Source organism: [Empedobacter] haloabium (assembly GCA_008011715.2).
GTDB lineage: Bacteria > Pseudomonadota > Gammaproteobacteria > Burkholderiales > Burkholderiaceae_D > Rugamonas > Rugamonas haloabia.
Genome location: CP136508.1, coordinates 5009627 through 5034939, shown reverse-complemented (window position 1 = coordinate 5034939; position 25313 = coordinate 5009627). Strand labels below are relative to the sequence as shown.

The following is a 25313-nucleotide window of genomic DNA, read 5'->3' as shown; positions in this document are numbered from 1 at the left end:
CGCTGACAACGATATGAACCAACACGAGCCCCTGTATTACCTGCGCGACGACGCCTACTTCGAACCGCTGCTGCACAAGTGGTATGTGTGGCCCTACCTGCTGCCGCCCGTGACGGCGGCCATGAACCTCACCGGCCGCAACCTGCGCCTGATGAAGTCCTTCGTCGCCAACGCCCAGCTGCACATCGCGGCCAGCCAGAACCGCGGCCTGGCGGGCGGCGACTTCGTCAACTGCAGCGCCGACCAGATCGACGACGTGCGCCGGCTGATCGAAGAGTTGGAACAGGACAATCGCGACTACTTCGACCTGCGCCAGGGCGTCACGGCATTGAACGCATTGCTGGAAACGCAGACCGGCATGTCGATGGAACAGTTGTACGGCCAGGTTCCGGACGTACTGCGCGGGTACGTGGAACTGGTGTACGACATGAACCATCATGCCTCGTTCCGCCTGATCGAAGGCCTGCTGTACGCCGGCCCGCTGTACAAGCGCGCAGGGCAGAGCGTGTCGTTCGGCCTGTTGTCGCGGGTCGAGCAACGTCCCTTCGTCCTCAGCTCCCCCCGCCTGCCGGACGGTAATCACCTGCATGCCGACGTCCGGCTCGACGATCCCTGGCTGGACCGCGTGTTCGCGCTGCGCACCGTGCCGGCATCGCAGGCGACGCTCGACGCGCTGTTCGCGCAGCAGCGCCTGACGGGCGGGCTGGATTACCAGAGCCTGTTCACCACCACGCCGCCGTCGCGCGTGCATGCCGCGCCGCGGGATGGCGTGCGCGTCACCTATGTCGGCCACGCCGGGCTGCTGGTGGAAACGGCGGATGTCGCCGTGCTGGTCGATCCCGTCATCGCCAGCCGCGACGGCAAGCACGACGACGCCATCGTCAGCTACAGCGAACTGCCGGCGTTCATCGACTACGTCTGCATCACCCACACGCACATGGACCACACCTGCATCGAAACGCTGCTGCAGCTGCGCCACAAGATCGGCACGGTGCTGGTACCGAAGAACAGTGGCGGCAACCTGGTCGACCCGTCGATCAAGCTGATGCTGCAGGCCCTTGGCCTGCCGGTACGTGAGCTGGAGGACATGGAGCGCATCGCGTGTGCCGGCGGCCATATCCTGGCGGTGCCGTTCCTGGGCGAACACGCGGACCTGAACATCCGCTCGAAGACGGCCTGGTACTTCGAACTGCACGGTCGCCGCATCTTCGCCGGTGCCGACGCCGCCAGCCTGGACGAGCGGTTGTACCAGCGCATCCACGCCATCACGGGCGATCTCGACATGCTGTTCATCGGCATGGAGTGCGTCGGCGCGCCCATGAGCTGGCTGTATGGCGCGCTGTTCACCAAGCCCGTCCCCCGTGCCGTCAACGAATCGCGCCGCTTCAACGGCTCCGACTTCGCGCTGGCCAGCCGGCTGGTGGACATTTTCCGCCCACGCCACGTGGGCATCTATGCACTGGGGATGGAGCCGTGGTTCCGCTACTTCATGGGCGTGGACTACGACGACGACGCGCGCCAGATCGTCGAATCGGACCAGCTGTTGCGCTTCTGCGGTGAGCGCGACGTCCCTGCTGAACGCCTCGCCGCCAAGCGCGTGTGGAACCTCGAACCGAAGAGCTGATATGAAACTCCATGAACTGATCTCCCATCTGCATGCCACCGGCGTCTCGGTGCAGAACCGCGACGGCAAGCTGCAGGTGACGAGCGCCGACGGCGACCTGCCCGACGCCACGCTGGCGGCGCTGAAGAAGCACAAGAAGGACGTGGCCGCATACTATGCCGAGCCCGCGCCGGTCGATGTCGCGGCACCGGAACGGGAGCAGCCACTTTCGTTCGCGCAGCGCCGCCTGTATTTCCTGTACCAGTACGAGCCGGCCGCGACGCACTTCAACCTGCCGATGGAGCTCGGCATCGAGGGCGCCCTCGACAGCGAGCGCCTGCGCGGCGCGCTGCTCGACGTGGTGCAGCGCCATCCCATCTACCGCACCACGTATGGCATGCGCGACGGCGTGCCATTCCAGCGCGTGCGCAGCGACCTGCAGCCCACCCTCGGGCTGGACGACCTGCGCCACCTCGATGCCGCCGCTGCCGATGAACGGATGGCGCTGCAGCGCGCACGTATTGCCGCCACGCCATTCGACCTGGCCAACGAGCTGCCGCTGCGGATGCACCTGTTCCGCCAGGGCGAGGCGGCGTATTCGCTGCTGATCGTGTTCCACCATATCGCGACCGACGAATGGTCGATCCAGCAGCTGATGCGCGAACTGTCGGACGCCTATCGGGGCACCGGCCCCGCCGCGCCGGTGCCGGCGTACGGTGAATACGTCGCCTGGCAGAACAGCCGGCATGCGGGGCGCGGCTACGAAGCGGCCCGGTCCTACTGGACCGAACACCTGGCCGACGCGGAGCCCGTGCTGGCATTGCCGGCGGACCGCGCGCGCCCGTCACGCCAGACCTACCGCACCGGCCTCGAGCGGCTTGCGTTGCCGGCGGCCTTGCGCGAACGCGCCAGCCAGTGCGCCGGCCGGCTCGGCATCTCCGAGTTCGCGCTGTATCTCGGCCTGTACCAACTGCTGCTGCACCGCCTGACGGGGCAGCGCGACCTCGTGGTCGGCACGGACGTGTTCGGCCGCGATCACGGCCGGTTCCGCGAGGTGGCGGGCTTCTTCGTCAATCAGCTGGCACTGCGCCAGCAGGTCCCGGCCGGCGCCCAGGCCGATGAATTCCTGCGCCAGGTGGCGCGCGACGTCAACGATGCGATGCTGTTCCAGGACCTGCCGTTCGACCAGCTGGTCGACGCTTTGCAGGTGGAGCGCGACCCGGCCTATTCGCCGCTGTTCCAGGTGAAGTTCCTGTACCGCCGCAACAGCCTGACGCCGGACCTGTTCGACGGCCTGCGCAGCTGGAACAAGGAGATGTTCGCGGTACAGTCCCAGTACGACCTGACGCTGCAGGTGCTGCCGGACACGGTGGAAGCGTATTTCAACCCGGACCTGTTCGACGCGGCGCGCGTGGCCGGCTGGCTGGAACTGTATGTGGCGCTGGCCGAGGAGGTCGTGGCCGACCCGGCGCAGCCGCTTGCCGGCCTGCTCGATGCGCGCCTGCGCGCCATGGTCGCACCGTTCAGCCATGGCGAGGCGACCGGCCCGGCCGGGCTGGCGCTGTGCGACCGCATCGCCAGCTGGGCGGGTGCCACGCCGGAGCGTGTCGCCATCGGCAGCGCCGAAGGCGACCTGACGTACGCCGAACTGGTACGCCGCATGGAGGCCGTGGCCGGGCAACTGGCGGCGCTGGGCACCGGCCGCGGCGACAAGGTGGCGGTCTATCTCGACCGTTCGGCCGACCTGGTGGTCGCCGTGCTGGCGATCGCCCGCGTGGGCGCGGTGCTGGTGCCGCTCGACACGGACAATCCACCGGAGCACATCGCGTTCGTGCTGCACGACAGCGGTGCCAACGTGGTGCTGAGCGAAAGCCTGCGGGCCGACGACATCGTCGATTTCTATGGGCTGTGGCTGGACATCGGCGCGCTGAGCGCGGCGCCGGCACCGCAGGCGCTGCCCGCATACGACACGCTGCAAGGCGACGACCTGGTCTACCAGCTGTACACCTCCGGCTCGACGGGGCGGCCGAAGGGCGTGCTCGTCACGCGCGCCGGCTTCGCCAATCTGTGCGACTGGTATGCCTCGTTCGCCCGAATCGGCCCCGACAGCCCGGTGCTGTTGATGATTCCGATCGGCTTCGACGCTTCGCTGAAGAACATCTTCACGCCCTTGATGCAGGGCGCGACGCTGGTGCTGGCACCGGCGGCGCCGTTCGATCCGGATGCCCTGCTGGCGCTGATCGCCAGCCGCGGCGTGGCCGTGGTGAACACGGCGCCGAGCGCGCTGTATGCGCTGCTGCAGCAGGACGCGCCGCGCCAGTACGCGGCGCTGGCCGGGCTGACCATGTTCGCCGTCGGCGGCGAGGCGCTGGACCTGGGGCTGGTACGCCCGTGGCTGGACAGCCCGAACTGCCGTGCGCTGCTGGCCAATATCTATGGCCCGACCGAGTGCACCGATATCTCGCTGGCGTTCGCGGCCGATGCCGCGACCTGGCTGGCGCGCGCCACGGTGACGATCGGCCGGCCGATCCGCAACACCCAGGCTTTCATCGTGAACGACGAGCTGGCGCTGTGCCCACCCGGCACGCCGGGCGAACTGGTGATTGCCGGCTGCGGCGTCGCGCGCGGCTATCACCAGCTGCCGGACGCGGATGCGCGCAGCTTCGTGCACGCCGCGCTGGCACAGGGGCGTATCTATCGCACCGGCGACTATGCCTGCCATGAGGCCGACGGCAATGTGCTGTACCTGGGCCGCCGCGACGGCCAGATCAAGATCCGCGGCAAGCGGGTGGAGACGGGCGAAGTGCTGGCGCAAATGGCGCGCCTGCTGCCGGGCCGCACGCTGAGCGTGCAGCGCTATGCGCGCGACCGCGTCGAGATGCTGGTGGGCTTCGTGGCGGGCCTGCCGTCCGATCTGGACAGCGTGCAGCTGCGTGCCGAACTGGCGCGCCACCTGCCGCGCCACGCGGTGCCGGCCGATATCGTCTTCGTGCCGTCGATGCCGCTGAGTGCCAACGGCAAGATCGCGGCGGCGGCGTTGCTGGCGCTGTACGAGGAACACCGCAGCACCCGCCAGTCCGCCACGCGCGCGCTGAGTGCGACCGAAGCGGCCATCGCCGCGATCTGGCACCAGTTGCTGGGCGAGGTCGCGGTGGAGGCGGACAGCAGCTTCTTCGCCGTCGGCGGCGACTCGATCTTCTCGATCCAGCTGGTGGCGGAATTGCAGAAGCTGGGGTACGCGGTCGCGGTGGCCGACATCTTCAAATACCCGGTACTGGAACAGCTGGCCGCGTTCTGCGACAGTCGTTCGCATGTCGCCGTCACGACCACGGAGGCGCTCGCACCGTTCGCGCTGGTCGACCCGGCCGACCTGGCCGCTCTGCCGGAAGGGCTGGAGGATGCCTACCCGGTCACGTCGCTGCAGCAGGGGATGCTGTTCCACTGCCGGATGGAGCCGGACAGTGCGATGTACCACGATGTCTTCAGCTACGAGCTGCGTTTCGACTACGATGCCGCCCTGCTGAAGCAGGCCGTGGGGCTGGTGCTGGCCCACAACCAGGTGCTGCGTACCGGCTTCGAACTCGATACCGTGTCCGAGCCGCTGCAACTGGTGTATGCGCGCGTCGAGCCGGAGTGGTCGGAGCAGGACCTGCGCCACCTGTCCGCGGCGGAGCAGGAGGCGGCGGTGGCCACGGCCATCGCTTCGCTCAAGCGCACCGGTTTCGCCCTGTCCGGCCCGAGCCTGATCCGCTTCACCGTGTTGCGCAAGGCCGAGGGCTGCATCCAGCTGCTGATCGACGCGCACCACGCGATCCTGGACGGCTGGAGCATGGCAACGCTGCAGCGGCAGATCTTCGAGCACTACGGCCATCTGCGCTTCGGCCTGCCGCTGGCCGACGTCTTCGACACGGGCGGGTTGCGGTTCGCCGACTACGTCGCCCAGCAGGCCGCGGCCGAGCAGGACGACGCCGCGGCCGCGCACTGGCGTACGTATTGCCGCGCCGCCGGCAGCGGCGCGCTGTCGGCGCGGCTGCCGCAACAGGGCGAAGCGGTGTTGCACACGCTGCCCTTGCCGGCGGACCTGCCCGCACGCCTGGCGCAACGTGTCGCGACCGATGGCGTGATGCTGAAAACGCTGCTGATGATGGCGCACGCGTACATGCTGCGCGCGCTCCTGCCGAGTGAGCGCCTCAGCACGGCGCTGACGGACAACGGCCGGCCCGAAACGCCGGGCGCGCAGAACATCGTCGGCCTGTTCGTCAACGTGCTGCCGGTGGCCTTCGACCTGGACGCCAGCTGGCGCCAGCTGGCCGCCGCGTTGCAGGCGGACGAGGTGGCGCGCAAGCCGTTCCGGCGCTTCCCGTTCGCGCACATCGTGCGCGAACAACGGGCGCTGCAGATCGACACGCTGTTTACCTACAATAACTTCCATGTCAGCGAGGCGCTGCAGGCGGCCGAGTGGCTGCAGATCGAGCCGGGCAACAGCTATGAGGAAACCAATTTCAAGCTGGCGGTGCTGGTCAACGGCAACCTGCAGAGCGGCCTGACGCTGACGCTCGAAAGCCGCCTGGCGCTGACGGCGGCGCAGGTCGCAACGCTGCAGCGCGAGTTCGTGTTCGCCCTCGACTGCATGGCACAGGCGTTCGACGCGCCGATCCCGCAGCGTGCCGATCGCCTGCTGCCCGTGCTGGCGCAGGCCGGTGCGGCAGTGGCCCGGTTGCGCTGGCAGGGCGTCGCCCCGGCGGCGGTGCTGGAGGCGGCGCTGGCCCGTTGCGCCCTGCGTGTCGCGGCAATCGAGCGCGCGCCGGCACAGGCGCCGTTCGATATCGCCGCCAGCGTGGAGCAGGACGGCCAGCGGCTGGAGTGGCGGATCGCGCCGGAGTGGGCGCAGCATCCCGACCTGCCGGCCCTGCTGTCCGAAACGATGGAACGCGTGCTGGCGACAGGTGCGCCCGCGGGCGACGTCGCCGTCGCTTGCGATGCGCAGGGAGCGGCATGGCCGCTGCGCCAGCTGGAAGACGACATGGCGTTCTGGCGGGGCCGGCTGGCCGAAGCGCCAGCGCACCTGAACCTGCCGCAAACGCTGGCGCTGGCCGCGGGCGCGGAACGCACGGACGAGCGGCATGTGCGGGCCGTCGATACGGCGGCGCTGGCGGCCCTGACCGCGCGCACCGGGCTGTCCCGCGGCGCCATCCTGCTGGGGGCATGGCTGGCACTGCTGGCGCGCCTGAGCGGGCAGGAAACCGTGCTGACCGGCGTACGCCTGCGCGCCGGCGGACCGTTGCTGCCGCTGGTGGCCGAGACCGGCGACGACCCGGCTGCAACGGTCCTGCTGACGCGTGCCGCTGGCGCGCTGCAGGCCTGCGCCGCACACGCCGGCGTGCCCGCCAGCCTGCTGCCGGCACGCCATGCGGCCGCGTTCGCGCTGGCCGATGACGGCCCGCTGCCGGCCGACATGGCGATCGTCGCGACCGACGACGGCGCCTGCCGCCTCGAACTGGCGGCCGATGTCCATGACGCCGCCGGCGCCGACCGGCTCGCGGCCAACCTGGCCGAGCTGTTGCAAGGCGCCGCCGCCGCGCCGGGCGAGCGGCTGTCGCGCCTGCCGCTGCTGGGCGCGGCGGAGCGCCACCGCGTGCTGGTGCAATTCAACGACAGCGCCCAGCACTTCGACGACACCCGCCAGTTGCACCAGATGGTCGAAGACCAGGCCGCCGCCGATCCCGGCGCGCTGGCCCTGCTGTACGGCAGCGACACGATGACGTACGAGGTGCTGAACCGCCGTGCCAACCAGGTGGCGCAATTCCTGCACGGCCATGGCATCGGTGCCAACGACCGCGTCGCCGTCTGCATGGAGCGTGGCCTGGAGATGGTGGTCGCGATCCTCGGCGTGCTCAAGGCCGGCGCCGCCTACATGCCGCTCGACCCGGCCTATCCGGTCGAGCGTATCGCCTATATGCTCGACGACAGCGCGCCCCGGGCGCTGCTGGCCCAGGCGCCGCTGCTGGCGGCCTTGGAGCCGGTGCGCCGGCTGGCGGCCGAGCTGCCTTGCCTGCTGCTGGCCGAAGGCCTGGCGGTGCTGGACGGGCTGCCGGATGCGAACCCGCCCGCGCCGCCGCTGGCGCAGGCCGCAGCCAACCTGATGTACGTGCTGTACACGTCCGGCTCGACCGGCCGGCCCAAAGGGGTCGCGATGGCCCAGGGCCCGCTGGTCAACCTGATCCGGTGGCAGGCTTCGTCGCGTTCGAAGCTGGCCCAGCGCGAACGCACGCTGCAGTTCTCCGCCCTGGGCTTCGATGCCACGTTCCAGGAGATCTTCAGCGCATTGTGCTATGGCGCCAGCCTGGTGCTGCTGGCCGAGTCCATCCGGCGCGATCCGCGCGAACTGGTGCGGCTGATGCGCCGGTACGACGTGGAACGCATTTTCCTGCCGTTCGTCGCGCTGCAGAACATCGCCGAGGCGGCGGTGGAGCTGGGCGAACCGTTGCCTGCGCTGAACACGATGATCACGGCAGGCGAACAGTTGCGCATCAGTCCCGCCATCGTGCAGTTCTTCCGCATGCGCGCCGGCCGCAGCCTGCACAACTACTACGGCCCGACCGAGAGCCACGTCGTGACGACGTATGTGCTGGACGGCGATCCGGGCGCGTGGCCCGCGTTGCCGCCGATCGGCGCGCCGATCGCCAACACCCAGATCTACATTCTCGACGCGGCGCTGCAGCCGGTGGCCCTGGGCGCGCATGGCGAGCTGTATATCGCCGGCGATTGCCTGGCCGACGGCTACCTGAACCGGCCTGACCTGACGGCGGAGCGCTTCGTCGGCAATGTCTTCCGGCCAGGCACGCGCATGTACAAGACGGGCGACATCGCCCGCTGGCTGGAGGACGGCAATATCGAATACCTGGGCCGCAACGACAGCCAGGTCAAGATCCGCGGCTACCGCATCGAGCCGGGCGAGGTCGAGGCGGCACTGGCCGCGTGCGCCGGCGTGCGCGAGGCGGTCGTGGTGGCGCGCGAAGACGTGCCGGGACAGAAGCGCCTGGTGGCGTATCTGCTGGCCCAGCCAGGCCACACGCTGGCACCGGCGGCGCTGCGCGACCGGCTGGCCACCGTGCTGCCGGACTACATGGTGCCGGCCGCCTTTGTCTGCATGACGGCGTTCCCCGTCAGCCCGAACGGCAAGCTGGACCGGCGCGCGCTGCCGGCGCCCGACGCCGCCGCGCAATTGCGCCAGCCGTACGAAGCGCCGCAAGGAAGCACCGAAACGGCGCTGGCGGCGATCTGGGAAGACCTGCTGGCCGTACGCGACGTTGGCCGCCGCGACCACTTCTTCGAACTCGGCGGCCACTCGTTGCTGGCCGTGCGGCTGACCACGCGCGTACGCCAGGTACTGCAGCGTGAGCTGGCGCTGCGGGCGTTGTTCGAGCAGCCGGTGCTGGCCGATCTCGCCCGCGTCGTCGATGGCCTGGACAGCGCCGGTACCGCACCGCTGCGCGCGTTGCCGCGTACGCCCGACCAGGTGCTGCCCCTGTCGTTCGCGCAGCAGCGACTGTGGTTCGTGCAGGAGCTCGAAGGTCCCACGCCGACCTACAACATGCCGGCCGCGCTGCGCCTGACGGGGCGGCTGGATGCCGCCGCGCTGGAGGCCGCGCTGCAATACCTGATCGAGCGCCACGAGGTCCTGCGCACCAACTTCGACAGCGTGGAGGGCGTGCCGCACCTGCGCATCGCGCCGTCGCGTACCGTGACGCTGGCCGTTACCGACGTCGCGCCGGACGAGGTGGAGGCGCGTGCCGCGCGCCATGCGGCGCTGCCGTTCGACCTGGCGCGCGAGCCCTTGCTGCGTGCCGAACTGCTGCGGCTGTCGGCCGACCAGCACGTGCTGCTGCTGAACGTGCACCATATCGTCAGCGACGGCTGGTCGCTGAACATCCTGGCCGACGAATGGCTGCGTGCGTACGACGCCCTGCGCGCCGGCCGCGCGCCGGCGCTGCCGGTGCTGCCGCTGCAGTACGCCGACTATGCGTACTGGCAGCGCGAACAACTGACCGAAGCCGTGCGCGAGCGCCAGCTGGCCTATTGGACCGGGCAACTGGCCGGTGCGCCGGAGCTGCTCGACCTGCCGACCGACCGCGTGCGGCCGGCGGTGCAGCGCTTCGATGGCGGCGATGAACAGCTGCGGCTGGACCCGGCGCTGTCGCACGCCGTGCGCCAGCTGGGGCATGCGCACAATGCCAGCCTGTTCATGACGCTGGTCACGGCGTTCGGCCTGCTGCTGGGCCGTCTCAGCGGCCAGGACGACGTGCTGGTCGGCGTGCCGCAGGCCACCCGCGACCGGCGCGAGCTGGAGGGCATGCTCGGCATGCTGCTGGGTAACCTGGTCCTGCGCATGCGCCTGGACGACGCGGCCGGTTTCGGCACGCTGCTGGAGCAGGTGCGCCGCACCGCGCTGGAGGCTTACGAACACAGCGCCATCCCGTTCGAGCAGGTCGTCGACGCGTTGCCGCTGCAGCGTGACCTGAGCCGCAATCCGCTGTTCCAGGTCTTCTTCAACATGCTCAACCTGCCGGAGACGAACTATACGTCGCCGGAGCTGGCGATCGAAGGACTGCAAAGCACGCTGCTGGACGCCAAGTTCGACCTGACGCTGTATGCGCAGGACAGCGAAGAAGGCATCCTGCTGCACCTGGTGTACAACCGTGGCCTGTTCGATGCGCAGCGCATGCGCGAATTGCTGCGGCAGTACCACAGCTTGCTGGAGCAGGTCAGCCAGGCGCCCGCCATCGCCTGCAAGGCCGTGTCGCTGCTGACGGCGCCAGCGCGCGCGGTCCTGCCCGATCCGGCGGTCGTCCTGGATGCGACCTGGCACGGCAGCATTCCCGGCCGCTTTGCCGCGCTGGTGGCGGCGCAGCCGGCGGCGCTGGCCGTCACGGCGGCGCACCTGCAGTGGACCTACGCGGAACTGGACGAGCGCAGCGAGGCCGTGGCCTGCTGGCTGCAGGAGGCCGGCGTCGGCGCCGGCGCCGTGGTGGCGATCTGCGCCGCCCGCCGCGCGGCGCTGGTGCCGGCCGTGCTGGGCGTGCTGAAGGCGGGTGCCGCCTATACCATCGTCGATCCCGCTTACCCGGCCGAGCACGTGCGCGCCTGCCTGGCCGTGGCCCGGCCCGCCGCGTGGCTGACGGTGGCCGAGGGCGGCGATGCCGCATTGCTTGCCTGCCTGCCCGCGCCGGTGCCGCGACTCGATCTGAGCGGGAACGATGGCTGGCCGGTGCTGGCAGCGGGCGTGCGTGCCGTGCCGGCCGCCTGGACGGCCGACGACGTCGCCGTGCTGACGTTCACGTCCGGCTCCACCGGCCTGCCCAAGGCCGTCGAAGGCCGCCACGGCGCGCTGACGCACTTCTACCCATGGCTGCAACAACACTTCGGCATGGGGCCGCAGGATCGCTACGCACTGTTGTCGGGCCTCGCGCACGACCCGCTGCAGCGCGATATCTTCAATACCTTATGGATGGGCGCCAGCCTGCACGTGCCGCCGGTGGACGCCATCGGCCCGGGCCTGCTGGCCGACTGGATGGCGGCCGAGAACATCAGTGCCGTCAACCTGACGCCGGCCATGCTGCAGCTGCTGTGCCAGGACGCACGCGCTCTGCCGACATTGCGGCATGCCTTCCTGGTGGGCGATATCCTGACGCAGGCCGACGTGGCCCTGCTGCAGCAGGTGGCGCCGCGCTGCGCCGTGGTCAGCTACTACGGCGCCACCGAGGCGCAGCGGGCGTTCGGCATGGTGGAGATCGCCCCGGGTACGGCGGCTGGCCTGACGCGCGACGTCATCGCGCTGGGCCACGGCATCCCCGGCGTGCAGCTGCTGGTGCTGAACGGCGCCGGCACGCTGGCCGGGATCGGCGAGGTGGGCGAAGTGTGCATCCGCAGCCCGCACCTGGCGCGCGGCTACCGCGACGACGCGGCGATGACGGCACGCCAGTTCGTCGCCAACCCGTTCGGTGGCGGCGACCGCCTGTACCGCACGGGCGACCTGGGACGCTATCTGCCCGACGGCATGGTGGCGGGCCTGGGCCGCAACGACCAGCAGGTCAAGCTGCGCGGCTTCCGCATCGAGCTGGGCCACGTCGAGGCCGCGCTGGCCCGGCTGCCGCAAGTGCGCGAAGCCGTGGTGCTGGCGTTGGGCAGCGGCGAGGCGCGTCGACTGGTCGCATACGTCGTCCCGCGCGGCACCTTCGATGCCGACGCGGCCGCGGCGGCCTTGCGCGGCACCTTGCCCGACTATATGCGGCCGGCCGCCTACGTGGTCCTCGAGCGTCTGCCGCTGACGCCCAACGGCAAGCTCGATCGTCGTGCGCTGCCCGCGCCGGCGGCCACGCCCGCGGTGGCGGACACGGCGCCGGCGACGGCACTGGAAGCCTCGCTGTGCGCGCTCATGGCCGAGCTGCTGAACCGCGACGCGGTCGGTCCGGCCGAGAATTTCTTCGCGCTGGGCGGCCATTCGTTGTTGGCGACGCGCCTGGTATCGCGCATCCGCGCAGCCTGCGGCGTGCAGTTGCCGCTGCGCGCCGTGTTCGAGGAACCCACGCCGGCGGCGCTGGCGCGGCTGGTGGAACGGGCCGGCGGCGACAACGCCGGGCCGGCGCCGCGCGAACGCTCGGGCTGGCATCCGCTCAGCTCGCAGCAGCAGCGCCTGTGGTTCCTCGACCGCTTCGAGCCCGCCAACCCGTTCTACAACATCCCGCTCGCGCTGCGCCTGCGCGGCACGTTGGTGCCGGCGCAGCTGCAGCAAAGCCTCGATGCGCTGGCCGCGCGCCATCCGTCCCTGCGCACCCGCTTCGCCACGCAGGACGGCCAGCCGGTACAGGAAATCCTGGCACCGGCAGCGGTGCCGCTGGCGCTCACGGACCTGACGGGACTGGCTCCGGCGCAGCGCGAGGAGGCGGCCCGGCGCGCCGCCGCCACCGTGACGCTGCAGCCGTTCGTGCTGGAACAGGGCAATCTGCTGCGTGCGGCGCTGCTGCGGCTGGACGATGCCGACCATGTGCTGGTACTGGTGGTCCATCACATCGTCAGCGATGGCCGTTCGCTGGCGGTGCTCGCCGACGAACTCGCGGCGCTGTACCGCGCCGGCACGACCGGCGGCGCCGCGGCGCTGCCGCCGCTGCCATTGCACTACAGCGATTTCGCGCACTGGCAGCGCGACTGGCTGCAGCAGCCGGCCGCGCTGCGCCAGCTGGCCTACTGGAACGCTCAACTGGCCGACGCGCCGGCCGTGCACGCGCTGCCGCTGGACCGGCCGCGCCCGGCCATCCAGAGCTATCGCGGCGCGACGCACGGTTTCGCCATCGGCGCCGCGACGCTGGCCGGGCTGCGTGAGCTGGCAGCCGCGCAGGCGGAACCGACCACGCTGTTCATGGTGCTGTGCGCCGCCTTCAATGTGCTGCTGTACCGTCACAGCGGCCAGGCCGACCTGTGCATCGGTACCCCGATCGCCAACCGCCAGCACGACGGCCTGGACCGGGTGGTGGGCTTCTTTGCCAACACGCTGGTGCTGCGCAGCCGGCCGGCTCCCGGCCAGCCGTTCCAGCAGTTCCTGCGCGACGTTCGCGCGACGGCGCTGGACGCCTACGCCAACCAGGACATCGCCTTCGAACGCGTGGTGGAGGCGGTCAAGCCGCAACGTCATACCAGCCATGCGCCGCTGTTCCAGGTCATGCTCTCCCTGCAGGAGTCGCTGGCCCTGCCGCAGGTGGACGATACGCTGCGGCTGGAAGCGCTCACGCTGGACAGTTCCGTGGCGCGCTTCGACCTGACGCTCAGCCTGGTGGAGGAAGGCGGCACGCTGCTGGCGGCGTTCGAGTACAACACCGACCTGTTCGACGCCGCGACCATCGAGCGCTGGGCCGGCCACTTCAGCCACCTGCTCGATGCGGTGGTGGCCACGCCGCAGCTGGCGCTGGATCGCCTGCCGTTGCTGGACGACGCCGAGCGTCGTGACGTACTGCTGGCCAGCGCCGGCGAGCGCGCCGGCCCGGTCGGCGACACCGTGCTGCATGCGCTGTTCGAACAGCAGGCGCTGGCGCATCCGCAGCGTTGCGCGGCGCAGGCCGGGGCCGCCAGCATCACCTATGGTGAGCTCAATACGCGTGCCGCCGAGCTGGCATTGCGGCTGCGCCACGCCGGGGTCGCAGCGGGCGACCGGGTGGCGGTGCACGCGCAGCGCTCGCTCGAGCTGCTGGTCGCGCTGCTCGGCGTGCTGAAGGCCGGTGCCGCCTACGTGCCGCTCGATCCGGCACAGCCGCAGGAACGGCTCGCTCATATGCTGCGCGACAGTGCGCCGGCCGCCGTGCTGACCCAGCAGGGGCTGGCCGGTGGCGCGCTGCTGGCAAGTGTCCCGTGCCGTGTGTTGTTACTGGACGGGCCAGCCGCCGCCGCACCCGCGCCGCTGGCGGACGTGCTCGTACAACCGCACGACCTGGCGTATGTGATGTACACGTCCGGTTCGACGGGTATGCCGAAGGGCGTGATGGTCGAACATGCCAGCATCGTCAACACGGTGCGCGCGCATGTGCGGCAATGCGCGCTGCAGGCCCAGGATCGCGTGCTGCAGTTTGTCTCGTACGGCTTCGACGTCTCGGCCGGCGAGATCTTCGGCGCGTTCGCGGCCGGCGCCACGCTCGTGCTGCGGCCGGACGAGCTGCGCGTGCCGGACGAAGCGTTCGCCGCCTTCCTGCGCGAGCAGGCCGTTACCGTGGCCGACCTGCCGGCGGCGTTCTGGCACCAGTGGGTGCACGAGATCGCCGCCGGCCGCAGCTTGCCGGGGCCGGCGTTGCGGCTCGTCCTGGCCGGCGGCGAAAAGGCCGACGTGGCGCGCCTGCGCACCTGGCTGACCCTGCCGGCAACGCGGCACGTACGCTGGATCAATGCCTATGGCCCCACCGAGACCACGGTCAACGCGAGTTACATGCCGTATGACGCGCTGTCCGAGCCGCCAGCCGGCGAGGTGCCGATCGGCCGGCCGATCGACAATACCGTCGCGTATGTCCTCGACGCACACCTGCAGCCGGTAGCCTTCGGTATCGCCGGCGAGATCTACCTCGGCGGCGCTGGCGTGGCGCGCGGCTACCTGAACCAGCCGGAACTGACCGAACGCGCGTTTGTCGCCGATCCGTTCGCCGGCGGCGCGGCGCGCATGTACCGCTCCGGCGACCTGGGACGCCGGCTGGACGACGGTACGCTCGAATACCTGGGCCGTAACGACAGCCAGGTGAAATTGCGCGGCTACCGCATCGAGCTGGGCGAAATCCAGTCGCGCCTGGCCACGCTGGACGGCGTGCGCGAGGCATGCGTCATGCTGCGCGAGGTGGCCGGCACACCGCGCCTGGTGGCTTACCTGGCGGCGGCGGAGGGCATGCAGCTGTCCGCTGCGGAGCTGCGTCGCATGCTGGCCGCCAGCCTGCCGGACTATATGGTGCCGTCGGCCTTCGTCTGGCTGCCGGTCCTGCCGGTCAATGCCAGTGGCAAGGTCGAGACGGCGGCGTTGCCGGAACCGGGGCCCGCCGACATGGAAGCGCGCGTGATCGAAACGCCGGTGGGAGCGCGCGAGCAGCTGCTGGCGCAGATCTGGCAGGACTTGCTGGCATTGCCGCAGGTGAGCCGGCAGGATCACTTCTTCGAACTGGGCGGCCACTCGCTGATGGTGGTGACCTTGATCGACCGACTGCATCAACACGACCTGCATGTGGACGTGCGTACCGTATTTTCCAGCCCGACGCTGGCGGCGATGGCGGCGGCCCTGGCCGACCGCGCCGGCGCGACGGCCGCCTTTGTCGCACCACCGAACCTGATTCCGGGCGAATTTGCCGCCTCGGCCTCCACCGATCAAGCCAACTTTGAAGAGTTTGAACTATGACATTCCCACAGCTTCTCGCCCACCTGCGCAGCCATTCCATCCACCTGAAGGCCGAGCAGGGCAAGCTCCAGGTCCGTGCCGAGAAGGGCACGGTCGATGCCGAGCTGCGCACCCAGCTCGCCGCCCACAAGGAAGCGCTGCTGGCGCTGCTCGCCGGCGACCCGGCCGCCTGTACCTGGACCGCGGCGGCGCCGCGCATCACGCCCGAGATGCTGCCGCTGGTGCAGCTGAGCCAGGGCGAAATCGATACGATCGTTGCCGCTACCGAAGGTGGCGCGGCGGCGATCCAGGACATCTACCCGCTGTCGCCGCTGCAGGAAGGCTTCCTGTTCCACCACCTGCTGCAGGCCGAGGGCGACGTCTACCTGGAACGGGCGCTGATCGGCTTCGACAGCCGGGACAGGCTCGATGCCTTCGTGGCGGCGCTGCAGAAGGTCATCGACCGCCACGACATCCTGCGCAGCAGCGCGCGCTGGCAGGACCTGTCGCGCCAGGTGCAGGTGGTGCACCGGCAGGCGCGCCTGCCGGTGGTCGAACTGAAGCTGCCTGAAGGCGGCGACGGCATGGCCGTGCTGAAGGAAGCGACCGATCCGCGCAAGCTGCGCCTGGACCTGCAGGCCGCACCGCTGCTGGCGACACGCATCGTGCCGGACGGCGCCAGCGGCGGCTGGCTGATGGCGCTGCTGCATCACCATATGGTGTGCGATCACGTGACGCTCGAATTCATCGTCGGCGAGGTCGCGCTGATCCTGGGCGGGCGCGAGGCGCTGCTGCCGCCGGCACTGCCGTACCGGAACTTCATCGCGCAGACGCTGGCGGTACCGGCCAGCGCGCACGAGGGCTACTTCAAGTCCCGCCTTGCCGATGTGACGGAAACCACCGCGCCGTTCGGCGTGCTGAACGTGATGGGCGAGGGCGGCGAAGTCAGCGAGGGACACGTGCGGCTCGATGGCGCGCTGGCCCAGCGGATCCGCACGCAGGCGGCGCGCTTCGGCGTCACTACCGCCGTCCTGTTCCACGTGGCATGGGCGCGCGTGGTTGCCCTGTGCAGCGGCCGCGACGACGTCGTATTCGGTACCGTGCTGTCCGGCCGCCTGCAGGGCAGCGAAGCCGCCGGGCGGGTGCTGGGACTGTTCATCAACGCGCTGCCGATCCGCCTCACGCTGGCCGGACGCAGTACCGAACAACTGGTGCGCGAAACCTACGCCGACCTGACCGCGTTGCTGGAGCACGAACAGGCGTCGTTGACGCTGGCACAACAATGCAGCGGTATCGCGGCACCGGCGCCGCTGTTCACCAGCCTGCTCAATTATCGCCACAGCCACGGCGGCGCACTGCAGGCCGACGGCCAGTGGGACGGCATGCGCCTGCTCGATTTCGGCGAACGCACGAACTATCCGATCACCGTTTCCATCGACGACACCGGCGATGGCTTTGAACTGGAGGCGCAGTGCGTGACCGGGATCGATCCCGCGCGCATCGTGGACTACCTGGCGACCGCCTTGGCCGGCCTGGCCGATGGCCTGGCGGGCGGCAAGGCCGCCACCGAGATGGCGGTGTTGCCGGACGCCGAACGGACCCGCCTGCTGGAGCTGAGCCAAGGCGGCCCGGCTTATGGCGCGGGGCTGCTGCCGGCCGAACTGCTGGCGGCGCGCTGGCCGCAGGATGCCGCCGCGATCGCCGTCATCGATGGCGAGCGCCACACGAGCTATGCGGAGCTGGCCGCATTGAGCAACCGCCTGGCGCAGCAGATGCTGGCGGCCGGCGCCGGACCCGGCACCCGCGTGGGCGTCTTCGCCGAGCGCGGACTGGCGATGGTCGTGGCGCTGCTCGCGGTCGTCAAGGCGGGCGCCACCTATCTGCCGCTCGACACCGCGCACCCGGCCGACCGCCTCGGCCACATCCTGAACGACAGCGCCCCTGCCGCCGTGATCCTGCAGGCAGGGCTGGAGACGGCGCTGCCGCGGCACCCGGCGACCGCCATCGTGCTCGATGCCGATGGCATCGCGCGCGGACTGCCGGCGGCCCCGGAAAGTGCGCCCGACCTGCGCGCGCTGGGCGTAACGCCGGCCGACGCGGCGTACGTCATCTACACTTCCGGTTCCACCGGGCTGCCGAAAGGCGTTGCCAATTCGGGCGCCGGCCTGGTGAACCGCCTGGACTGGTTCGCCACCGAAGTGCTGGATCACGTGCCGGTCACGGCGATGCGCACCAGTATCAGCTTCGTCGACTCCGTCACCGAAGTCCTCGATACGCTGCTGGCGGGCGGCACGCTGGTCGTCTTCGACAAGGCCGCCACGCTCGACCCGGCGACCTTCGCGGAAGGCACGGCGCGCTATGGCATCTCCCATCTGATGGTGGTGCCGGCGCTGCTGCATCACGTGCTGGAGGTCGCGCCGTCCGCGCTGGCACGCGTGCGCACCGTGATCACCAGCGGCGAGCGGCTGCCGCCGGAACTGGCGCAGCGCCTGAAGGCCGCCTTCCCGGCCATCCGGCTGGTGAACACGTACGGCTGCTCCGAAGTGAACGGTGACGCCACCGCCTGCGATTGCGACGGCACGGAAGCGACGGCAACCTCCGTGATCGGCCGTCCGATCGCGGGCGTGCAGGCGCTGGTGCTCGATGGTGCGCGCCAGCTGGTACCGCTGGGCGCTACCGGCGAGATCTACCTCGGCGGCGTGGGCGTGGCGGGCGGCTACCTCAATCGTCCGGAATTGACGGCCGAGCGCTTCGTGCCGAACCCCTACGGTGCGGGCCTGCTGTACAAGACGGGCGACCTGGGGCGCCTGCGCGCCGACGGCAGCCTGGAATACCTGGGCCGCAACGACTTCCAGGTCAAGATGCGCGGCTTCCGCATCGAACTGGGCGAAATCGAAGCGCGGCTGCGCACCCACCCTGGCGTCAGCGATGCCGTCGTGGTCGCGCGCACGGAGCGGGCCGGCGACCCGCGCCTGGCCGCGTACGTGCTGCCGCGCCGCGAGCGCGCCGCGGCGGCCGACGAGGCCGGGTTCAGCCTGTTCTATTTCGGTGCCACGACCTCCGGAGCGGGGGCCGACAAATACCGGCTGTACCTGGAAGCGGCCCGCTTCGCCGACGACAACGGCTTCGAAGCCATCTGGACACCCGAACGCCACTTCGACGATGTGGCTGGCCTGTATCCCAACCCTGCGTTGCTGAGCGCCGCGCTGGCGACCAGCACGCGCCGCGTGCACCTGCGCGCCGGCAGCGTGGTGCTGCCGCTGCAGCAGCCGATCCGGGTGGTCGAGGACTGGTCGGTGCTGGACAACCTGACCGGCGGGCGGGTCGGCGTCGCGATCGCCTCCGGCTGGCACATGCGCGACTTCGTGCTGGCGCCCGAGCATCACGCGCAGCGCCACCGCATCATGTACGAAGGCATCGAGACCGTGCGCGACCTGTGGCGCGGCACTGCGCGTTCGTTCCGCGACGGCGCCGGCCTGCAGAGCGAAATCCAGGTCTATCCACGCCCGGTGCAGGCCGAGCTGCCGATGTGGCTGACGTCGGCCGGCGCCAACGAGACCTTCATCGAGGCTGGCCGGCTGGGACTGAACCTGCTGACCCACCTGCTGGGCCAGACCATCCAGGAAGTGGCCGGCAAGATCGCCCTGTACCGCGAATCGCTGCAGCGGCACGGCTTCGATCCGGACAGCCGCAAGGTCACGTTGATGATCCACACCTACGTCGGGGCGGACCAGGCGGCTGCCCTGGCGCAGGCACGCGAGCCGTTCAAGCGTTACATGAAGGCGCACGTGGGGCTGCTCAAATCGCTGTCGGCCACGCTGACGCACGCGGTCGACAACGTCGAACAGGAAAACCTCGACAGCCTGGCCGAGCACGCGTTCCAGCGTTATGCGAGCAGCGCGGCCTTCATCGGCTCGCCCGAGTCGTGCCTGCCGATCTATCGGCAGTTGCGCGAGGCGGGCGTCGACGAATTCGCCTGCCTGTTCGACTGGATGGCGCCGGAAGAAGCGCTGGCCGGACTGCCGCAGTTGCGCCGGCTGCAGGACCTGGCGCGCAGCGATGCCCCGGGCGTGCGCCAGCTGCGCCGCCACCTGTTGGCCGCGCTGCCCGATTACATGGTGCCCTCGACGTTCAGCTACTTGGAGCGGATGCCGCTGACCGCCAGCGGCAAGGTCAACCGCCTGGCCCTGCCGGCGCCCGAGCAGCAAAGTACGGAACAGACGGCCTTCGATGCGCCGCAGGGCGTCGAGGAGACCTCCGTGGCACGCCTGTGGCAGGACATGCTGAACGTTCCGCCGATCGACCGCAACGGCAACTTCTTCGAGTTGGGCGGCCACTCCCTGCTGGCCGTGCAGATGATCGCCGCCGTGGGCAAGCTGTTCGCCACGGAGGTGCCGCTGCGGCAGCTGTTCGCCAATCCGACCGTCGCCAAATTCGCCGCCGCGATTCGCGAACAGTCGAGCAATGCGAAGCATCCGAACCTGGTCACGTTGCGCAAGCGCGGCAGCAAGGCGCCGCTGTTCCTGGTGCACCCCGGCGAAGGCGAGATCGGCTACGCGCGCAATCTGGCACCCCATATCGCCAGCGACGTGCCGCTGTACGGTTTCGCCGCCACCGGCCTCCTGAGCGGCGAAGCGCCGTTGACGTCGATCGAGGAGATCGCCAGCCGCTACGTGCGCGCCATGCGCTCGGTCCAGCCGGAAGGTCCGTACCGCATCGCCGGCTGGTCGGCCGGCGGCACGATCGCCTACGAGATGGCCCGTCAGTTGCTCGGCGTGGACCAGCAGGTCGGGTTCATCGGCCTGCTCGACACCGACTTCAGCTACGACCACCTGTTTGCCCGGACCGATGGCGAGGAGGACCTGGCGTTCGACGAGATCAACTCGCTGCTCGGTTACCTGCCACCGCGGCTGCCGGCCGAGGTCAGCGGGGAAGTGCGCCTGCTGGCGCAGAGCCGCGACTTCGATGCGCTGCTGGCGCGCATGCATGCGCACGATTTCATCCCGAAAGGCGTCGATGGCGGCATCCTGCAGCGCCACCTCGCCCTGCGCCATGCCCTGGCCGTGGCGCTGTATCGCTATCAGCCGCAGCGCCTGCCGATCGGCGTGACGCTGTTCTCGGCCAGCGGCGAAAGCCGCGTCGACCCGACGATCGGCTGGCGCGCGCACCACGCGGCCGACCTGCTGCACCTGATCCCGGTCAGCGGCACGCACTATACGATCGTCGAGGAGCCGAACGTCATCGAGCTGGGCAAGGCCATCAGCGCGGAGCTGGCCCGCAGCCAGCCGAACGGTCCGGCACCGTACGCGCCGCGCGTCGTCATCCAGAGCGGCATGGCCGGCGAGGCACCGCTGTTCTGCGTGCCGGGCGCGGGCGCCAGCGTCTCGTCACTGCACGAACTGGCCCAGGCGCTGGGCGAGAACGTGCCGGTCCATGGCCTGCAGGCGCGCGGCCTGGACGGCACCATGCTGCCGCATGCCGACGTGCAGTCGGCCGCGCGGGCCTATCTGGCCGCCGTGCGCGACGTGCAGCCGGCCGGGCCATACCGGCTGCTGGGCCACTCGTTCGGCGGCTGGATCGCTTTCGAGATGGCGCAGCAACTGACGGCGGCCGGTGAGACGGTGGAGCAGCTGGTCGTCATCGACAGCCGCAGCCCGGCGCCGGAAGGCACGGCGGTGCGGCACTACACCCGGATCGAGACGCTGCTGGAACTGGTGGCTCTGTACAACCTGCGCCTGGCCGACAAGCTGGCCCTGACGGCGGCCGACTTCCGGCCGCTCAACCCGGCGGCGCAACTGGCCCTGCTGCACGAGCACCTGGTGCGCGCCGGCCTGGTGTCGCCGCGGGCCCAACCGGGCATGCTGGAGGGCGTGGTGAACGTGCTGCAGGCGAACCTGTCGACGGTGTACCGGCCAGCCAGGGTGTATGAAGGTGCCCTGTTGCTGGTCAACGCCAGCGAGCAGGAAGGGCGCGGCGACAATGCCGCGCGGGTGGCGGCCTGGCGCAGCCACGCGCCGGCGCTGGTCGAGGCCGAGGCGCCTGGCAATCACCTGACGCTGCTGGCGTCGCCGCACGTGGACGCGGTGGCCAGCCGCATCCTGGGCCAGGTGCCGAGCATGCTTTGAAGAGCCATCGAAAACCTGCCGCGCCAGTGCGTTCGCCTGCTATGCTCGAGCTGGTTTTCGATGGGCTCTGATGTTGGCTTTTGTCGTACAACGAAACAGGAACAACTATGAAATTAAAGGAAATCAGCCACGCACTGCATCGTGCCGGTCTCGCGCGGCTGCCCCGGTCGGTGGCGCTGTGCTGGTGCGTGGCCACGCCCGCACTGGCGGCCGACCCGCAGGAAGCTGCGCCCGAGGCGCCGATTCAGCAGGTGCAGATCAAGGGCGAGGTCGTCAACCAGCGCCAGACCGATACCGCCACGCGCGTCGTGGTGGGCCGCGAAGAGCTGCTGCGCTACGGCGACAGCTCGCTGCAGGATGCGCTCAAACGCCAGGTGGGCGTGTCGGTGACGGGCGGCGAACTGCGCATGCGCGGCCTGGGTGCCGGCTACACGCAAATCCTCGTCAACGGCGATCCGGCGCCGCCGGGGTTCAGCATCGAATCGCTGTCGCCGGAGATGGTCGAGCGGGTCGAGATCCTGCGCAGCGCATCGGCCGAGTACAGCACGCAGGCGATCGCGGGAACGATCAATGTCGTGCTGCGCAAGACGGTACGGCGCAGCCAGCAGGACTTCAAGCTGGGGGCGCAGCGCAACCAGGGCCGCTGGACCCCGACCGCGTCGGCCCAGCTGGCCGACCGCAGTGACGACTTCTCCTATTCGCTGTCGGCCAATCTGAACCAGCTCAAATACGACGTGCGCCCGCTGGTGCGGGAGACGGAAGGGCGTACCGGCTTCGCGCCCAGCACGGAGCGGCTGCTGGCCGAGCGCGACGTGGCCGACGTGCGCACGGCCAACCTGGCGCCGCGGCTGAACTGGAAGCTGGCGAACGGCGACACCGTCAACTGGCAGTCGCTGATCGAGCAGTATCGGATATCCAGCAACGGCACGCAGGACCAGACGCTGCTGCGCGGCGAATCGACGACGTATCCGCACAATCGCTGGACGTCCGAATCGCGCACGACCGCGCTGCGCAGCGACGTGACGTGGTCGCATGAACTCGCGCAAGGCAAGATCAGCGCCAAGCTGGGGCTGAACCGCAACAAGCGCGAGACGGATTTTGTGTTCCTCGGCAGCGACGCGGCACGCCGGTTGACGATGGACCGCGACGTGCACTCGGAGGCGACCGACGATAACTACCTCACCAGCGGCAAGTACGTGTCCAGCCTGTTCGCCGGGCACAATCTGGCGGTGGGCTGGGACGGCACCTGGACCCGGCGCAGCGAGATGCGACTGCAGCACGACCGGCCTGCCGACAGCCCGCCGCCGCCGGATATCGACGAGGATTACACGGCCGACGTGCGCCGCCTGGCGCTGTACGTGCAGGACGAGTGGGACGTCACGCCGCGCGCGCAGGTGTATCTGGGCGTGCGCTGGGAAGGCCTGAATACCGACACGCGCGGCCGCCAGCTGGCCAGCGTCCATAACCGGTCGAGTGTCTTCAGCCCGGTGGGGCAGTTGCTGTGGAAACTGCCCGGCAGCGAGAAGGACCAGGTGCGGGTGGCGCTGGCCAGGACATACAAGGCACCGCTGACACGCAACCTGGTGCCGCGCCGCTATACGATGAACAACGATAACGGTCCCACCAATCCGGACACGCAGGGCAATCCGGACCTGCGCCCGGAACTGGCCTGGGGCCTGGACCTGGCCTACGAGAGCTACTTCGGCAAGGAAGGCATGTTCAGCGTCGCGCCATTCGTGCGGCGCATCAGCAACGTCACGTTGCAGCGCCTGTACGAGCAGCAGGGCATCTGGATCAGTACGCCCGTCAACGAGGGCCGTGCCCGCGTGTACGGGGTGGCGCTGGAAGTGAAAGCGCCCCTGCGCACCTGGCTGCCGGAAGGACCGGCGATCGACCTGCGCGCCAACGCGGCATGGAACCGCTCGCGCCTCGACGCGGTACCGGGGCCGGACAACCGCCTGGGCGACCAGACACCGCTGACCGCGAACCTGGGGCTCGACTACAAGGTGGGAGAAGCGTTGACGGTCGGCGGCAACTACAGCGTGCAGACCGGCGGGCCGGCCCAGGTCACGCGCACGCTGCGTACCTACGCGGGCGTGCAGCGGCTGTTCGATGCCTATGGCCTGTGGAAGCTGGACAAGAAGCGCCAGTTGCGCCTGACCTTCACCAACATCCTGCACCAGGACCTGCTGGCCAACCGGCTGTACCTCGATGCCAGCGAGTACAACGCGCGCGACACCACCACGCCGACCCGTACCGGGATCCGCTTCGTCTATGAACAAACCTTGTAAACAGCCATGATCGACGCAACGATTATCGAACATCACCGGCGCATGTCGCAGACGGCGGCCGACTTCATTGACTACGCCGTGTCCGGCAACAGCCTGGGCCGGCTGAGCGAGCTGGGACAGGACGTCCACCCGATGTTTCGCGACTATCCCTACGCGCTGCATGCGTGGCCATGGTTCCTGGGGCCGGCCATGCGCGAGCGGCTGCGCGGCTCGGTCGAACGGATACCCGCGCTGCTGAACCGTGCCATCCTGGCCGAGTTCGACGGCGCGCCGGACGAGCTGGCCGACTATTACGGTGTGCCCGGCCCGGTCGCGCATCTGTTCGTGGAACTGGGGTCCGAAACGCCGTACATGCTGCAGCGTACCGACGCCGTGCTGACCGCCACCGGCATGAAGATCGTCGAACTCAATGTCGGCTCCAGCATCGGCGGCTGGCAGATTCACTGGATGGACCGCCACTACCGCCAGCAGGAAGGACTCGTGCCTTTCCTCGCCCGGCACGAATGCCGCACGGTGGACATCCCGGATGCCTTCATGGGCTACCTGATCGGTGCCATGCGCGACAAGGGCTTCGATACCCGCGTGCTGTTCCTCATCACGGAGGAATTCGAGCGGCTGCAGGGACACGTGGCGTTGCGCGAAATCTTCGAGCGCACCCTGGCGCGCTGCGGTGGTGCGGGCGAGATCCTGTTTGCCCGCACCGCCGATGGCCTGGAAGGGCGTGCCGACGGTGTCTACCTGGACGGCAGCCGGCTGGGTGCGGTGATGAACTCTCGGCCGGACAACCAGGTGCTGGCGCGTGCCGCGGTGCGCGGCCAGATCCTGTGGCCGGACAATCCTTTCGATGCCGTGCTGGGTGACAAGCGCTCGCTGTCCATCCTCTATCAGCACAAGGATACCGGCCTGTTCGACGCCGCCGAACGCGCACTGATCGAGGAGTTCGTTCCCTGGAGCGTGGCACTGACCGATACCGAGGTCGAGTTCGAAGGGACCCGCATGGCGCTGCCGGCGCTGCTGCGCGAGCAACGCCACCGCTTCGTCATCAAGACGGCGGTGGGCCAGCAGGGCGATGACGTCTTCATCGGCAAGTTCACGGACGCCGCGGAGTGGGCCGAAGTCGTCGAGCGCGGCCTGCGCGAACCGGGCTGGCTGGTGCAGGAGTTCTGCGTCTCGCTGCCGTTCTACGGCCAGCACGGCGAGCAGGGCTACGGTATCTACGACGTGGTATGGGGCATCTTCGGCTTCGGCGATTCCTATGGCGGCTGCTGGCTGCGGCTGATGGAGAAGGACAGCGGCAACGGTGTCATCAACTCCGCCAAGGGAGCCCAGGAGGCCATCGTCTACGACGTCGACCGCTGAGCGGCCAGCCACTTCCCACGACTTGTTCACTCACTCTTTGA

5 protein-coding genes are annotated in these 25313 nt (G+C 69.6%); all 5 read left to right on the top strand.

Going from position 1 to position 25313, the window contains the following annotated elements; genetic code table 11:
* Positions 1 to 13 precede the first annotated feature (13 nt).
* Entirely contained in the window at positions 14 to 1624 is a 1611-nt protein-coding gene (locus E7V67_021930; GenBank protein WUR12336.1) for an MBL fold metallo-hydrolase, read from the top strand.
* 1 nt (position 1625) lies between these two features.
* On the top strand, positions 1626 to 15518 hold the full coding sequence (locus tag E7V67_021925) for an amino acid adenylation domain-containing protein (protein WUR12335.1): 13893 nt from the start codon (positions 1626 to 1628) through the stop codon (positions 15516 to 15518).
* Positions 15515 to 21622, top strand: coding sequence for a non-ribosomal peptide synthetase (locus E7V67_021920; GenBank protein WUR12334.1), 6108 nt, complete (start codon positions 15515 to 15517; stop codon positions 21620 to 21622). The genes E7V67_021925 and E7V67_021920 overlap by 4 nt, the downstream gene beginning before the upstream one ends.
* A gap of 107 nt (positions 21623 to 21729) precedes the next feature.
* The gene (locus E7V67_021915) at positions 21730 to 23913 is read left to right on the top strand and encodes a TonB-dependent receptor (GenBank protein ID WUR12333.1); all 2184 of its coding nucleotides are present in this window, start codon (positions 21730 to 21732) and stop codon (positions 23911 to 23913) included.
* A 6-nt stretch (positions 23914 to 23919) separates the two neighbouring features.
* Positions 23920 to 25272 carry a hypothetical protein gene (locus E7V67_021910; protein ID WUR12332.1) on the top strand — a complete coding sequence of 451 codons (1353 nt, stop codon included), beginning with the start codon at positions 23920 to 23922 and terminating at the stop codon, positions 25270 to 25272.
* Positions 25273 to 25313 lie beyond the last annotated feature (41 nt).